The organism is Roseateles albus (assembly GCF_028595345.1).
GTDB classification, from domain to species: Bacteria; Pseudomonadota; Gammaproteobacteria; order Burkholderiales; family Burkholderiaceae_C; genus Paucibacter_A; species Paucibacter_A albus.
In genome coordinates this window covers 143,327-158,223 of the sequence record NZ_JAQQXT010000006.1, presented here as the reverse complement: position 1 = coordinate 158,223, position 14,897 = coordinate 143,327, and the positions used below count along the sequence as shown (strand labels likewise).

Genomic DNA, 14,897 nt, shown 5'->3' with positions numbered 1-14,897 from the left:
GCTAACTCCCATGCTCATCGCTACACGTTGATCAGAGCCTCTACTGTAACGGCCAATACCGATGGCGCTAGGTTGAGATGCTGAGGTAGCATGCGCCGAAATAAGTCGCTGGAGATTATCTTGCCCAATATCCGGATGAAGTTATCGCCCGCTCAAGCGGCAACAATCTCCGCGCTCTGGCTGCTGGCCCTGCCGGCCCAAGCCTCAGGGGCTCATGGTGGCCCCATGGTGGACACGATCGCCAACGCAATGTCCTGGTTCGTGATCTGCGTGATCCCCATCGCAGCCTTGGCGGCGTTCTGGATGGTGCATGTGATGCCGGAGAAGATTGCGCACAAGCGCCACCACCCGCAAACCAAGGCGATCCAGGTCTTGTGCCTGTTGTCGCTGGTCTTCGGCGGCTTGTTGTGGCCCTTGGCCTGGCTGTGGGCCTATACCAAACCGGTGTCTTACCGCGCGGCTTACGGGACCGACAAGCATGAGGACTACCACTTGGAGATGGCCCAGAAGCTGCGCGACGGCCTGCTCTCGGAGGACGAACGCCGCCATCTGCGCGACGAACTCGACACCATGCAGGCCAAGGGCGCCTTGTCGCCCGTATTGAGTGATTTGCGCAAGCAACTGCACGCCCTCGAGGCCGGCCGCGTGACTACGGAGGCTAAAGCCTGATGGACGCCCTGCTGCTCGGCATTTACGCCTTCTTCGTCTGGTTGATTTTCTTCAAGTTCAAGTGGCTGCCCTGGACCACCACCTCACAGGTGATCGTGGTGACGATTCCCATCGTGGCCTTGACCACTGCCATCATGCTGCTCAATGTGTTCGCGCCGTCGAGCAGCGATGTGCGGGTGATCAAGTACGTGATCAATGTGGTGCCGCAGGTCGGCGGGCGCGTCATCGACGTCCCCATTGAGCCGAACCGGCCGGTCAAGAAGGGCGATGTGCTGTTCCGCATCGACCCGACCAATTACGCGCTGACCGTGCGCGCGCTGGAGGCCCAACTGGCCAATGCCCAGGCCAACTCGCGCGAGTTGGATGAGCAGGCCGGCGGCGCGGCAGCGGGCGTGGACGCCGCACGCGGCGGCGTCAAGCAGGCCGAGGCACGCATCCGCGAGGTGCAGGTGCGCATGGAGCTGGCGCGCCGGCGGGTCGCCGAGAACACCGAACTGGTGAAGACCGGCGCCGGCGACCGATTCACGCTGGAAGCCGCCGAAACCGACGCCAAGGCCTTGGATGCGCAGCTCGACACCGCGCGCGGCGTGCTGGCCCAGTCACGTGCCGCCGAGGCGCAGGCCTTGGCCAGCCAGCGGCAGATTCGCCAGCGCATCGGCGGCAAGGTCGGCGATGAATTTGCACCGGTGGCGCAGGTGCGCGCCCAGCTGGAAAACGCGCGCTGGCAATTGGCGCAAACCGTCGTAACGGCCCCCGCCGACGGCTACGCCATCAATGTGCAGCTGCGCCCGGGGAGCTTCACCGCCGCATTCCCGATCACGCCGGCGCTGACCTTTGTCGAGAATACGACCCAGGTGATCGCCCTCTTCCATCAGAACGAGCTGCATCAGGTGCAGCCCGGCAACGAGGCCGAATTCATCCTTCCGACCCACCCCGGCCATGTCTTCAAGGCCAAGGTCGATTCCATCGTCTGGGCGCAGGGCCAGGGTCAGGTCGGCAACAGCACCCAACTGCCAACCACCGGCTATGGCCCGATCGCGCCAGGGCGCTTTCCGGTCAAGTTGATCGTGGATGCGGCCGATGCCCACACCTTCCTGGCCGCAGGCGCGATCGGCGACGGCGCCATCTTCACCGACGGCATGGCGCCGCTACACATCTTGCGCAAGGTCTTGCTGCGCGTCAGCACCAAGGTCAACTACCTTGTGTTGAAGCTGCATTGAACGGGCTGCCCGCGATGAAATTCACCCTCACCTGCGTCACTTCAGCAGCCACCGCTCTGCTGCTTGGAGGCTGCGCGCTACAAAGCCCGCCCAGCAGCAGCCAACTCGCCGAACTCGAACTGGCGCATGCCAAAGCTCCGCAGGAATGGCGCGCAGGTGGTTCGGCGGGCAAGCTCGAAGCCGGCTGGTTGGCCAGCTTCAATGACCCGCGCTTGAACGCCTTGGCCGACGAGGCGCTGGCCTATAACCAGGACTTGCGCGTCGCGGCCAGCCGGGTCGAGATCGCCGCTGTGGCGCTGCAAGCGGCCGGCGGCGGGCTTTACCCGGAGGTCAATCTGCTCGGTCGCAGTGGCGGCAAGGTCAATAACGGCGGCAGCCAGCTGTCCGGCCTGATTTTGCAGGGCTCCTGGGAGATCGACCTTTGGGGGCGTTTGCGTTATGGCCAGGCCGCCGCCGATGCGCAATACCAGTCGGCCCAAGCCGACCAGCGCTTCGCCAGCCAGTCGCTGCTGGCCACGCTGGCCAAGGCCTGGTTCCTGGCCGCCGAAGCGAGCCGCCAGCTGGGCCTCAACACCGAGATGCAGCAAGCCGCCGAAAAGCTGGCCCAGCTGGCCGAGGACAGGCGCCGTGTCGGCGTGGGCTCCGAGGCCGAAGTGGCTTTGGCCCTGGCCAATCTGCACGGCCTGCGGGATGGTGGCGAGCAGATCAAACTGTCTTTGAGCCAATCGAAGCGGGCCTTGGAGATGATCTTGGGCCGCTACCCGGCGGCCGAGATCGAGCTGCCGAGCGAGCTGGCCAGCCTGCCGCCATTGCCGCCAACAGGTCTGCCGTCCGAGTTGCTGGAGCGCCGGCCGGATGTGATCGCGGCCGAACGCAAGGTCGCAGCCGCCTTTGCGCGCAGTGGTGAGGCGAGCGCGGCGCGCCTGCCCAGGCTGTCGCTGACGGCGGCGTTGTCCACGGTGTCGAGCAGCATCTTCGTGCTGCAAGAACGCGACCAACCCAGTTTTGGCGCCGGCGCCTCGGTGCTGGTGCCGCTCTTGAACGGCGGCCAGCTGCAGGCCCAGGTGGAGCTGCGCGGCCTTGAACAAAAGCAGGCGGCAGCGGCCTTTGCCGCAATAGCGCAGCGAGCCTTCAATGAGGTGGAGACGGCGCTGGCCAATGAGGCCGCGCTGGCCAAACGGGAGCCCTTGCTGCGCCAGGGCTTGAGCGAGAACCAGCGCGCCCTGGGTCTGGAACATGAGCGTTATCAGGTTGGCTCGCGCGACCTGCGCAGCGTCCAGCAGCAGCAACTGGCGACGCTGGGCGCCAGCATGAGCTTGCTGCGACTGCAATCGGAGCAGCGCCTGCAACGCGTGCAGCTGCATCTGGCGCTGGGCGGCGAGGTGTTGGGGCCTAAGTAGGCCGTAGTTTGCGGCCGCGTCGATCGGGTCTTGGCGTGCTTCGTCAGACGCATCCGTACTTCGTCGTTCGGCCGCGCCCTGAGCCCCCAGCGAGACGGATGATGCGGCCATCTACCAACAGCTGGAGCGCTTGATGAGGACCGAAAAACAGACAGGCCGAGTGATGGGCGGGCTCTTGTTGGCCGCTATGTTGCTGGGCCTGTGGAACAACTTCGGCCTCACCACTGCTATCTTCGCCGAACCGGGCTGGCTCCAAAACGGCGCGCAAGTGCCCGCGCTGTTTGGCGCCAGCGCGGTGCTGGGCATCGTCACCAGCCTGATGATCATGGCCGCAGCCATTCTGGCCTGGCCCATCCTGCGCCAGACCAGCCCTTCGCTGGCGCTTGCCTATGTCTTGCTGAGCGCCATCGTCGTCGCGACCAGTGCGGTGGAGCAAGCGAACTTTCTGGCCATGCGCGCCCTGAGCCTGCAATACGCGAAGAATCCAGGGCTGGACCCGGCGCTGTTTGAAGTGATGCGTGGCATGGTCGGGGCCGCCCGCCACGGCATCCACTACATCGACAAGCTGATCGGCGGTACTTCGGTTTTTGTGTTGTTCCTGGCCCTATTTCGCTCCAACTTAGTGCCGCGCATCATCTCGGCAATCGGGCTGGTGGCCGCACCCATTCAGATGGTGGGCATTTGCTCGGCGCTGTTCATGCTGCCCATGAACCTCGCCGTGCTGGCGCCGATCGCCTTGATGCTGCTGGTCTTGAGCCTGACGCTGCTGCTCAGAGGCTTCACGCCCAAGGCGCTGGCTCGCCCCGCCTAAGCTCGGCTCACAGCAAGGCCGGCAAGTAACGCAGGCCTTGCTGCGTGATGAAGGCAAAGACATAGGGCAGTTCCTGCAGGACGAAGAGGCTTTGAACCACCTTGGCCCGTCCACGCCGAAGCGGCATGAAACGGCGGCGGCGATGCGGGCTATGGCCTGGCTGTTGCTGACGACTGCGTTCCTTGTCGTTGGCGTTCTTGAGGTCGGCGCAGCCCACCTTCATGGGCCCAAAGCCACCTCGGATGGAATGCAGCTGGCTTTTGAAAATCTAGTCGAGCAGCCACCTAAAACGAGCGTGAGCGGATATGCTGAAATAAGCGCCGTCATGCAAAACCCTAGCCGTCTCGACTTCATGGACATGCAAGCAAGCCAAAGTGCCAGGGAAACGCAGCCACAGCAAGGCAAGACCACGACATTTCGGCTCTATGCCGGCGCCAGCACCATTGTCCTGATCGCGCTGCTGGCCGCCCTCTATGCCGCTTGGCATCTGCGCCAGGAGATGGAGGCCCGGCTGAACGGCGGCACCCAGCATCTGGCTCGGGCGCTGGAGGGTACGTTTGATGGGCTGATCGACACCTTGGACGTTGCCCTGCAGGCCGCAGCCGATGAGATCGAGCATCAGCAGGCCGGCGGCACGCCGGACCCGCAAGAGATTACCGCGCTGCTGAGCCGCCAGCAGCAGCGCGTGCCCCATGTGGCGTTCTTGCGAGCCACGGACGAGTTCGGTCAGGTGATCTACGGCCTGGATGCCCCGTCGACCAAGGCCTCGATGGCCGACCGCGAGTTTTTCGTTCACTTGCGTGATGACGCCAGCCTGGGCCTCTATGTCGCCAAGCCCGTCGTCGGCCGCATTGACAAGCGCTTGCTGTGGACCTTTGCGCGCCGCATCAAGCGTGCGGACGGTGGCTTCGGCGGCACCGTCTACGCGTCCATCGCACTGGCTGACTTGGAGCAGATGCTGGCGCAGATCAAAATGGCGCCCGGCGGATCGATCGCCTTGCGCGACCGGGATTTGGGCTTGATGGCGCGCCAGACCTTTGGCCACGACAACCCGATTGCCTTGGGCACACGACTATTGTCTGAACCCGCCTTGCAGGCGATGCGGCTCAAGCCCGAAGAGGGCAGCTATATCAGCGATGGCTCCAGCCTCGATGCGCTGAGCCGCAGCTATTCCTACCGGCGCAGCCAGAAGTATGGCTATCTGGTCAACGTCGGGCTGGCGCGTGAGCAAGAGCTGGGACATTGGCGCACCCAGGCCTTGATCCTCGGCGCGCTGGTTGCAGCCCTCGCCTTTGCTTTGTTCAAGCTGGTGCGGCAGATGAATCTGACCATGCGGCAACAGAACGAATTCATCGCTTCGATGCAGGCCAAAGAAGCCGCCTTGCGGGCTGAACACCAGGCCTTGATGGATGCCGAAGCGCAGCATCTCAATTTGCTGAGAAAGCTTGATGCTGGCATCGTTGTCCACGCGCCCGACACCCGCATCCTTTTCAGCAACGCCCGCGCGGCCGAGATTCTGGGTCTGTCCGATGAACAGATGCAGGGCCGCATGGCGATTGATCCGGCCTGGTGCTTTCTGGACTTAGCGGGCGTGATTTTGCGGCCCGAGCAATACCCGGTCAGCCTGGTGATCCAAACCGGCGAACCCTTGCGGGATATGGAGTTCGCCATCAAGAAGCCGAGCCAACAATCACTGACCTGGGTCTCGGTCTCGGCCTTTGCCGACCTGGATGCGCAGGGGCGCATCGACAAGGTGGTGGTGAACTTCTATGACATCAGTGCCCGCAAGGCGGCTGAATTCGTCTGGCGTTTCGCCTTTGAAAGCGCCGGCGATGGCGTCTGGGACCTCAATCTCGAAACCGAGGAGGCCCATTACTCTCAGCGCTACCAGGAAATGCTGGGTTATGTAGACGACGAATTTCCGCGCACCCATCAGGCCTGGATGGAGCTCATCCACCCCGACGACAAACCCCGCTTGCTGCAGATCATGGAGGACTATCTGCAGCGACGCAGCGAAACTTACGCGGCCGAGTACCGCCTACGCTGCAAGAACGGCGACTACAAATGGATCTATGCGCGCGGCAGCGTGGTCAGCCGCAGTGCCGAGGGGCAGCCGCTGCGCATGGTCGGCACCCACACCGACATCAGCGCCCTGAAGGCGGTTGAAGAAAAAATCTGGCTGCAGGCCAACTACGACGGCCTCACGCATCTGCCCAACCGGCAGCTGTTCCATGATCGGCTCGAGCAGTTGATCAAAAAGGCGCAGCGGGACCAAGAGCGCGTTGCGGTGCTATTCATCGATCTCGACCACTTCAAGGAAGTCAACGACACCCTCGGTCACGATGTTGGCGATGAATTGCTGGAGGAAGCCGCCCTGCGCATCAAGGACTCGGTGCGCGACTGCGACACCGTGGCCCGCCTCGGCGGCGACGAGTTCACCGTGCTGCTGCCGGAGCTGCATGACCTGGCCGTGATCGGCGCCCTGGCGCAGAAGATCATCGAACGGGTCTCGTTGCCCTATCTGCTGCGCGGCGCCGAACTTCATGTCTCGGCCAGCATCGGCATCGCCATCTATCCGGACGACGCAACGACGGTGATCGACTTGACCAAGAATGCCGACCAGGCCATGTATGTGGCCAAGAGCCAGGGGCGTCACTGCTTCCGTTTCTTCACCCGCGCCATGCAGGACGACGCCTTGCTGCATATGGTGCTGGCCAGCGATCTGCGCCATGCCTTGGGCGCCGGGCAACTGACGCTGCACTACCAGCCTATCGTTGATCTGGCCGGCGGCCGCGTCCGCAAGGCCGAGGCCTTGCTGCGCTGGCTGCATCCGACGAGGGGCCAGATTCCGCCGAGTCAATTCATTCCCATTGCCGAAGAAACCGGCCTGATCAACCCGATCGGCGCCTGGGTGATGCGTCAGGCCATCGCGCAAGTTGTCGATTGGAAGCAGCGGCTGGGGGTTGAGCTCCAAATCAGCGTCAACAAATCGCCGGTGCAGTTTCTGGCGGATCAGCATCAGCAGGAAGACTGGCTCATCCTGTTGGAGCAGCTGGGCCTGAGCGGCAGCGACATCGTGGTCGAAATCACCGAGGGCGTCTTGATGGACAACGATATGCGTGTCGCTGCCCGGCTCTTGGAATACCGCGACTTGGGGGTTCAGGTCGCGATTGACGACTTCGGCACCGGCTATTCCTCACTGTCTTACCTGAAGAAGCTTGATGTCGACTTTTTGAAGATCGACCAATCCTTCACCCGCAATCTGGCGCCGGATTCGCACGACCTGTCGCTGTGCGAAGCAATCGTGGTGATGGCGCACAAGCTGGGCATACAGGTCATTGCCGAGGGCGTCGAGACCGAGGCGCAAAGAGACCTGCTGCGCCAAATCAACTGCGACTTTGCGCAAGGCTATCTGTTTGCCAAAGCGCAGCCGGCCCTGGAATTCGAGCGGCTGTTCTTGAAGCCAGCGCCGGCTCGGTAGCGGGGCTTATCTCAGGTGGCCTTACGCGGCCTGTAGCCGGCGAACGCGCTTGCGTTTGTGCGCACCCCAGGCCACATGGCCGAGCCAGAACAGCAGCAAGCCCAAAATCAGCAATGCCGGGACATTCAGCAGGCCGGACTTTTGCACCGCCTTCGGGAAGACCTGCTGCTGCCCCAGGAAGAGCGAATTGGCCGCGATGAACAAGGCCACCGTCATGCGCCAAAGATGGCGGGCCAGGCGGGTGGCGCCAGTGACACCACGCTGCAAAATCATGCGCAAGTCGCCCACGGCGGCCAGGCTGCCGATGATGATGAACATCACAAAGGCCGCACCTGGCTGGCCGTCCAGCATGCCGCGCGGGTTTTGCATGGCCAGCCAGAACAAATAGGCGCTGGCGGCGACCACGCTCAAGGAGATAGTCAGCAATCCATGGTCGAAGCGCCCGATCTGGCCGGGCTTGTGCTTGACCGTCATCCAGGAGCTCAAGACCAGATAAAAGGTCAAAATGCCGGCAATCACCGAGGCGCGCTCGGGGGTCGGCAGGAAGGGTGCGACGACGGCGCCGATGCCGGACATGATCAGCATCGAGATGACAAAGATCTTGCCGATCAGGCGGTGCAGCGGCGTGCCCTTGCGAAAAACAAAGGCGGCCGCGCCGGACAAGATGCCGACGCTGCCGGCGCCGATGTGCAGGTAGAGCACCGCCGCAGCGGCGGCGTGAACCAGGGGAGAACTCTCGGGAGCGATGTAGAGGACGGTCATTTTCTTTGATAACTCCGTAATTCAGGGGATTGCGTCTGTTGCGCTATTTACTTGGGCTGGCGCTCGAAGAAGGCCCAGATCATGGCCGGGCCGTCGGGCGCCATCGGTGACGGGCCCAGCAATCGCGGGCGCTTCGAGTAAGGCTGTGGCAGGCCGTGGCCACCGCCATGAATCGTCACCAGCTCGACCTCGGCCTTGCCATCCTGACGCCAGCGGTTCTGCTCGACACGCACACCCTCGGCGACGGCGTTATCGCTGGTCTGGGGTGCGCCGACCAGCTGCGCCCAATCGGCAAAATACTGCGCCGAAGCACGTGAGGAAACAATCGGGCCGCCCTTGTAGAACAGGCCCAGCAGACTGATCTCGCCGCCGGCATAGGGCACCAGCGGGTCTTCGCTGCCGTTCATGATCATCACCGAGGTGGTCTTTTGCGCCGCCGGCTGGCATTGGAAGTTATCAGGCGCCGGCACATTGGCGACCACGGCGGCCACCGCCTTGTAGCGGCTCGGTTGCTCCAGCGCCAAACGCAGCGCCATCGAGCCGCCGTTGGAAACGCCGGTCGCAAACACGCGCGCCGGGTCAAGCGACAGTTCGGCGACTAGCTTATCGACCAGAGCGGCCAAGTAGCCCACATCGTCGCCTCTGACGCCGTTCATCTCTTTGTCACCGATGCGGCTGCAGTCGTTCCAGTCGGAGGCGAAGGACTTGGGGTAGACGAGGGCGAAGCCATGCTGATCGGCCAGGCGCTCGAAGGCATAGCCGGTGCCGACGCGGATTCGGCCGGGGCCTTCACCCGAGCCATGCATCACCAAGACCAGCGGCGCGCCTTTGGGCAAGTCCTTAGGCACATAGGTCCGGTAGCCGCGCTTGACGCCGGCCACGTCGATCTCGCCCTTGGCCAAGCTGCCGGACAGCTGCGGCAGTTCCGGATCAGGTGTGTAAAGAAAGTAGGCGAACAGGCCGGCCAGCACGAGCAACAGGGCAATTAGGCCCAAGAAGCCTCGCAGCAGGACTCGCAGAACTTTTTTCATGACAAGGCTTTCTGTGTAACAACGGGGCCGACTGTGCCCTTGTAGACCGGTCGCGGCCAAGCCATGCCGGATCGGTGACGCCCTTGCGCGGACGAGCGACGCCTGACCACGACCAATGACGCCGGCTGCGACCTTTCGGCCTAAAGGCGCCGCTCGTCCCGCCGCATCGTGCCTGAAAGCCTGCGCCTCGTCGCTCGTCCGAGAGCCGGCGTGGACGAGCCGGCGGCTCAACACAATGGCCCTGTCCTTAGAAATTTGACCACCCACTCTACCGGGAACCCGACCATGAAAACCCATTTCGCCCCCCATCCCGCCCGCCGCAGCATCACCAGCGCTATCGCCGCTCTGACCTTGCTCAGTGCCTTGAGCATGGCCCAGGCCGCCGTCTTCAAAGATGCGCAGCTGGAGTCGCTGCAAGATGCCGGCAAGTTTGTCGAACTGGAACAACTGGCGCAGACACGCTTGAAGGCCAACGCCGCCGATGCCGAGGCCAGCGCGGCTTTGTCCTTGGCCTTGAGCTTCAGCGACGCCGGCGACGGCAAGCGCCTCGAGGCCGGCGCCAAGCAGGCCAAACTGTGCGTCGAGCAGCACCCGAACGTGGCGGTTTGCCATGTGGCCTCGGCGCAGAGCCTCGGTTTGCAGATGATCAATATGGGCATGGCCAAAGCCATGCGCAATGTGGGGACCTTGAAAGAGTCCTGGATCCGCGCGCTGGAGTTGGACCCCAGCAGTTTCACGGCCCGGGTGCAACTGGCCAAGCTCTATCTGACCGTGCCCGGCATGATGGGCGGCAGCGTGTCCAAGGCCAAGGAGCTGGAGGCCGCCGTGCGCAGCAGCCAGCCCGAAACGGCGCGCATCATCCGCGTCAATATTGCCGCCGAAGACAAGAAATGGGCCGAGATGGAGAGCGAGCTGCTGGGCGTCAAGCCGAGCAAGGATGGCGCCATGCAGGACGAGCTGCGCGAAGCCACCATGCAATTGGCGCGGATCTATTTGAAGGACAACAAGGATTTGGCCAAGGCCAAGAGTCTGTACGAGGGCCTGCTGCGCGATCAACCCACAAAAGCCAGCGGCGCCTATGGGCTCAGCCGGGTCTACGCCGCGCAAGGCCAAATGGACGAGGCGATTCGATACCTGGAGCGGGCCAGGACGCTGAACGGCGCCGACGAATTGCCCGTCGACCACCGCCTCGGTGACGCCTATCTGGCCAAGGGCGACAAGGCGCAGGCCAAGGCGGCCTATGAGCGCTTCATCGCCAACAAGCGGGCCAACCCGGCCAATGTCGAAGACGCTCGCAAGAGCCTGGCCAAGCTCGGCTGAAGGGGAATTCCAATGAGCGATCAAGACCTTCCACTCTGGCGCCTGAATCTGTTGCGCGCCTTCTATTTGCTGATCACGGTGGGGCTGGCAAGCAGTTGGGGCCCGAGCATGCTGCAGCACACCGACCTTTGGGCGCAGCGCCGGGGTGAGTTGGGCGCGATGTTGATCGGCCTGGCCATATTCTGTGTCTGGGGGCTGCGCTACCCCTTGCAGATGTTGCCGCTGCTGATTTTTGAGCTGATCTGGAAAATCCTCTGGATCTTGGCCATCGCCTACCCGCTGTGGCTGAGCGGGGCGGTCACGCCGGGCGTCGAAGGGTCCTTCTATGCCTGCTTGGCCGGGGTGGTGCTGACGCCGCTGGTGCTGCCGTGGCGCTATATCGTGCACCACTACTTCCGCAAGCCCGCTCAGCGCTGGCGTTAGTCGCCACTGCGGCGACCACCGTCTCGACCTGCCCACCATTCACTCGAGTATTCTGCCGTGATGCATTCCACCGCCAATGCCCAACTCAGCCCTCCGATGCCGCAGCCAGACTGGCGAGCCCTGTTCGGCTGGCGCCGCGTGCGCACCGTCGTCATCATCTGCACCCTGCTGACTCTTTTGCTCAACCTCACCTACGCGAGCTTGACTTTTCGTTTGCCGATGCGGGTGTTCGGCACCGGCTTGGTGGTGCTGCTGGCCTTCGGTCTGACTGAGCAATGGCCACGCCGATTGCCGAGTTGGCTGGCGCGCTGGGCGCTGCAGGTGGCGGCGGTCGGCTTGGTGGTGCCGGTCACGGTGTTTCTCTTCTACAAACTCGGCACCGACGCGGGTGCGCCGGAATTCTGGAAGGAGGAGAAGCGGCTCTTTGGCTTCATGCTGATGAGCCTCTCCGGCATGCTGGTGGCCCCTTGGACCGCGCTAACCGCCCTCTTACGCCAACGTGAGGCCAAAGTGGAAGAACAAGCGATCGACTTCGAACTGGAGCGCAGCGAAATGGCCCGCCAGGCGCTCGACGCCCGCATGCGCCTGCTCAGCGCGCAAGCACAGCCGCATTTTTTGTTCAACACCCTGGCCAATGTGCAGGCGCTGGTGGAAGCCGGCTCACCGCGCGCGCCGCAGCTGCTGCAAAGCCTAACGTCTTATCTGCGCGCCGCCGTGCCCCGGCTGGATGGTTCGGCCAATACGCTAGGCCAGGAGTTGGAGCTGGTGCGAGCCTATCTGGAGCTGATGCAGATGCGCATGCCCGACCGCCTCGCCTTTGACCTGCATGTCGGCAGCGGCGTGCATCTCTTGCGCTGCCCGCCAATGACGCTGTTGACCCTGGTGGAAAATGCCGTTCAGCATGGCATAGACCCAAGCGAAGAAGGCGGCCGCATTGATGTCAGCGCCGAGTTGCTAGGAGACGGTCGCTGCCGCTTGACGGTCACCGACACCGGCGTCGGCCTGCAGGCAACCGGGCGAGGCCTGGGCACCGGCCTAGTGGCCTTGCGCGAACGCCTGCATTGGGCCTATGGCGGCAGCGCGACGCTGGACTTGAGCGAGGTGGAGCCGCATGGCGTGCAAGTTAGCATTGAATTCAAGATCGAGCCGAAATGAGCACAAACATCACCGCCCTGATTGCCGACGACGAACCGCTGCTGCGCGAGATCCTGGAAGCGCGCTTGGCCGCCGCCTGGCCGGAGTTGAAAATCGTCGCGCAAGCGCGCAATGGCCGGCAAGCGCTTGAGCTGTTCGAGCAACACCAGCCTTTGATTTGCTTTCTGGACGTGCATATGCCGGGCTTGAGCGGCATCGAGGTGGCGCGACAAATCGGCAAGCGCTCACATCTGGTGTTCGTGACCGCCTTTGATCAGTACGCCTTGGATGCTTTTGAGCATGGCGTGCTGGACTATCTCGTCAAGCCCGTCACCGCCGCGCGCTTGGCCGAGACGGTGACGCGGCTGCAAGCGCGCTTGCAAACAGCGCAACCGGCCGTGCACACCGAGGCCTTGTTGGCGCAATTGGCCGAGCGGCTCAAGCTCGACCAGCCGGAGCCGATGCGCTGGGTACGCGCGACGGTCGGCAGCTCCTTGCGGATGATTCCGGTTGACGATATCGATTACCTGAAGAGCGACACCAAATACACGCTGGTCGCCTACCGAGACGAGGGACAGGCCGCCGAAGCCTTGATACGGATGCCTCTGAAAGACTTGGTCGCGCAACTCGACCCGCAGCAGTTTGCCCAGGTGCATCGCTCGGTCGTCGTCAATCTTCGCTCGATTCGCCGCGTTACTCGGGGCGACAACGAGACCGCCGACATCGAACTCAAGGGCCGCAGCGAGCGCCTGCCGGTGAGCCGCAGCTATTTGCAGTTCTTCAAGGAGATGTAGGCCCCGGCCTGCCGAGCGTTGCTGCTGAAGTTCCTATTTCAGGCTTTCTTCATCGGCGGCCCTGTGCCCGGAAATGCCTTCCAAGTCCGCTGATCGATTCAAACGAAGCGGACTCCAACACCGTCGTCAATCCCTCGCTTGCAAGGAAATGCAGGCTCTTGCCTATTGCATGCCGTTCGCTGCCGGGGCTCAGCCGGACGTGGATGTTATGGTTCGATCTGCCGAGAATGCTCCCGCAGCCGAACTGGACTCGACCCATGCCCCACGACACCGCAAGCGGCTCACAAGCTATCGCGAGCTTGACTTGCCGCTCCTGTGCAACACCGCTGCAAGGTCCGTTCTGCCATGCCTGTGGCATCAAGGCACCACGCCTGCCGCTGACGCTGCCCGGCATGTGGCAGGACTTTACCGAGCGGGTGCTGCATGTCGAAAAGAGCCTCAAACGCACGGTCGGGCATCTGTGCTGGCAGCCGCAGGTAGTGTTCAAAGCCTTTATGCAGGGCCAGCGCCTGCGCTACACCCATCCGCTGCCGTTTTTGGTCGCCATTGCCACGCTCTGTGTGCTGCTGAGTCATTTTTACGGCGACGCCTACTTCGACGCCTATCGGGTCAAGTTGCTGCAGCAGGTCAGGGGCAGCCTGTCGCCGGCACGCAGTGCGCTCTATGCCCAACTCAATTTGTGGCTAAGCCTTTCAATGCCTTATTGGATGCTGGTCTTCACGCTACCCAGCGCCGGTTTGCTCCGCTTGCTGTTCCCGAAGCAGGGCTTCACCGTCGCCGAGGCTTGGGCGGTCGGCCTGTACGGCATCGCCATGGCCATGTTGTTGGACTTGGTTGTCAGCGGCCTGGGCCAATGGGCACAGATGCCCATGCTGCGGCTGCAAATCATCACCGATGCGATGTTGCTGCTGATCTCCATCGCCTACTACCTGGCTTGGCTGGGGTTCAAACCCTGGACGCTGCTGCGGGTAGTGGCAGCCTGCCTGTTTGGCTTTGCGCTGATGAACCAGCTGCAGGAAATGATCATCTACAGGATTGCGGCCTGGCTGCCCGGCCTGCAATGAACCCGCGCTGTGACCTGGGGTCAGGCCCGATGTGATGCGTCACATGTCGGCGTTATGCTCGCGCCGCACCCCAATCTACCGATTGCCCTCTCATGCACACAATGCCTGCCCCCACGATGGAGCCCTTGAGTGGCTACCGCGAACTGCCCTGCACCACCATGCTGGATCACGCCCGCAGCAACTATCAAAACCTGCTGCGCCGCCGTACCGTACGCGACTATGACAGCCGGCCCGTCGACCGCGCAGTGATCGAGCAATGCCTGCTTGCCGCCGGCACCGCACCATCGGGCGCCAATCAACAGCCCTGGCATTTCGTTGTCATCACCGATGCTCAGCGCAAGGCGCAGATTCGCGCCGCTGCCGAGGAGGAAGAACGCAGCTTCTACAGCGGACGCGCGCCCGAGGAATGGCTGCGCGCGCTGGCGCCGCTGGGCACCGACGCCAGCAAGCCTTTTCTGGAAGAAGCGCCGGTCTTGATCGCGATCTTTGCGCAGAAATACGGCATCGATGAAAACGGCGAGCGCTTCAGCCATTACTACGTGCCCGAGTCGGTCGGCATCGCCACCGGCTTCTTGATCAGCGCTCTGCATGACGCCGGCCTGGCCACCCTGACCCACACGCCCAGCCCGATGGGTTTCTTGAGCAAGCTGTGTGGCCGCCCCGACGCCGAGAAGCCGGTCATCTTGTTGGTGGTGGGCTATCCCAAGCCCGGCTGCCTGGTGCCCGTGCATGGCGGCATCAAAAAGCCGCTGGAGGCGATCAGCACCTGGCTCTAGAGGCTGAGGGCT

Annotated in this window: 14 protein-coding genes; 11 read left to right on the top strand and 3 right to left on the bottom strand. The window is 63.1% G+C overall.

The features are described 5' to 3' along the window. Nucleotides 1-90 precede the first annotated feature (90 nt). From PRZ03_RS11485 to PRZ03_RS11470, 4 genes are all read left to right on the top strand, one after another. Nucleotides 91-669 carry a DUF3302 domain-containing protein gene (locus PRZ03_RS11485; RefSeq protein WP_273600418.1) on the top strand — a complete coding sequence of 193 codons (579 nt, stop codon included), beginning with the start codon at nucleotides 91-93 and terminating at the stop codon, nucleotides 667-669. After that, nucleotides 669-1,889, top strand: coding sequence for an HlyD family secretion protein (locus tag PRZ03_RS11480; RefSeq protein WP_273600417.1), 1,221 nt, complete (start codon nucleotides 669-671; stop codon nucleotides 1,887-1,889). Before PRZ03_RS11485 ends, PRZ03_RS11480 begins: the two co-directional genes overlap by 1 nt. 14 nt (nucleotides 1,890-1,903) lie before the next feature. After that, on the top strand, nucleotides 1,904-3,289 hold the full coding sequence (locus PRZ03_RS11475; protein WP_273600416.1) for a TolC family protein: 1,386 nt from the start codon (nucleotides 1,904-1,906) through the stop codon (nucleotides 3,287-3,289). A gap of 133 nt (nucleotides 3,290-3,422) precedes the next feature. Further along, nucleotides 3,423-4,100, top strand: coding sequence for a DUF4386 domain-containing protein (locus PRZ03_RS11470; RefSeq protein WP_273600415.1), 678 nt, complete (start codon nucleotides 3,423-3,425; stop codon nucleotides 4,098-4,100). A gap of 7 nt (nucleotides 4,101-4,107) precedes the next feature. On the opposite strand, the gene PRZ03_RS11465 is transcribed toward PRZ03_RS11470, so the two are convergent. After that, nucleotides 4,108-4,323, bottom strand: coding sequence for a hypothetical protein (locus tag PRZ03_RS11465; protein WP_273600414.1), 216 nt, complete (start codon nucleotides 4,321-4,323; stop codon nucleotides 4,108-4,110). A gap of 102 nt (nucleotides 4,324-4,425) precedes the next feature. Between PRZ03_RS11465 and PRZ03_RS11460 the strand changes: the two genes are divergently transcribed. Beyond that, nucleotides 4,426-7,581 (top strand): bifunctional diguanylate cyclase/phosphodiesterase, encoded by a 3,156-nt coding sequence (locus tag PRZ03_RS11460; RefSeq protein ID WP_273600413.1) that lies wholly within the window; start codon nucleotides 4,426-4,428, stop codon nucleotides 7,579-7,581. 21 nt (nucleotides 7,582-7,602) lie between these two features. Here the strand turns inward: PRZ03_RS11460 and PRZ03_RS11455 are convergent, their stop codons facing one another. After that, a complete protein-coding gene (locus PRZ03_RS11455) occupies nucleotides 7,603-8,343 on the bottom strand; it encodes a DUF2306 domain-containing protein (protein ID WP_273600412.1) in 741 nt (246 codons plus the stop codon). 47 nt (nucleotides 8,344-8,390) lie between these two features. Further along, nucleotides 8,391-9,374: an extracellular catalytic domain type 1 short-chain-length polyhydroxyalkanoate depolymerase gene (locus PRZ03_RS11450; protein WP_273600411.1), complete on the bottom strand. Its 984-nt coding sequence runs from the start codon at nucleotides 9,372-9,374 to the stop codon at nucleotides 8,391-8,393. Between the two features lie 285 nt (nucleotides 9,375-9,659). Between PRZ03_RS11450 and PRZ03_RS11445 the strand changes: the two genes are divergently transcribed. The 6 genes from PRZ03_RS11445 to PRZ03_RS11420 all read left to right on the top strand — a co-directional run bounded on the left by PRZ03_RS11445 (nucleotide 9,660) and on the right by PRZ03_RS11420 (nucleotide 14,885). After that, entirely contained in the window at nucleotides 9,660-10,694 is a 1,035-nt protein-coding gene (locus tag PRZ03_RS11445) for a tetratricopeptide repeat protein (RefSeq protein ID WP_273600410.1), read from the top strand. Between the two features lie 12 nt (nucleotides 10,695-10,706). Continuing rightward, nucleotides 10,707-11,117, top strand: coding sequence for a hypothetical protein (locus tag PRZ03_RS11440; RefSeq protein WP_273600409.1), 411 nt, complete (start codon nucleotides 10,707-10,709; stop codon nucleotides 11,115-11,117). A 60-nt stretch (nucleotides 11,118-11,177) separates the two neighbouring features. Next, nucleotides 11,178-12,272, top strand: a complete 1,095-nt coding sequence (locus PRZ03_RS11435) for a sensor histidine kinase (RefSeq protein WP_273600546.1) — start codon at nucleotides 11,178-11,180, stop codon at nucleotides 12,270-12,272. Continuing rightward, nucleotides 12,269-13,045: a LytR/AlgR family response regulator transcription factor gene (locus PRZ03_RS11430; RefSeq protein ID WP_273600408.1), complete on the top strand. Its 777-nt coding sequence runs from the start codon at nucleotides 12,269-12,271 to the stop codon at nucleotides 13,043-13,045. The genes PRZ03_RS11435 and PRZ03_RS11430 overlap by 4 nt, the downstream gene beginning before the upstream one ends. 257 nt (nucleotides 13,046-13,302) lie before the next feature. Next, complete coding sequence (locus tag PRZ03_RS11425; protein ID WP_273600407.1) at nucleotides 13,303-14,109, top strand: DUF3667 domain-containing protein; 807 nt, start codon at nucleotides 13,303-13,305, stop codon at nucleotides 14,107-14,109. A 101-nt stretch (nucleotides 14,110-14,210) separates the two neighbouring features. Beyond that, nucleotides 14,211-14,885, top strand: a complete 675-nt coding sequence (locus PRZ03_RS11420; protein WP_273600406.1) for a nitroreductase family protein — start codon at nucleotides 14,211-14,213, stop codon at nucleotides 14,883-14,885. Nucleotides 14,886-14,897: the final 12 nt, after the last annotated feature.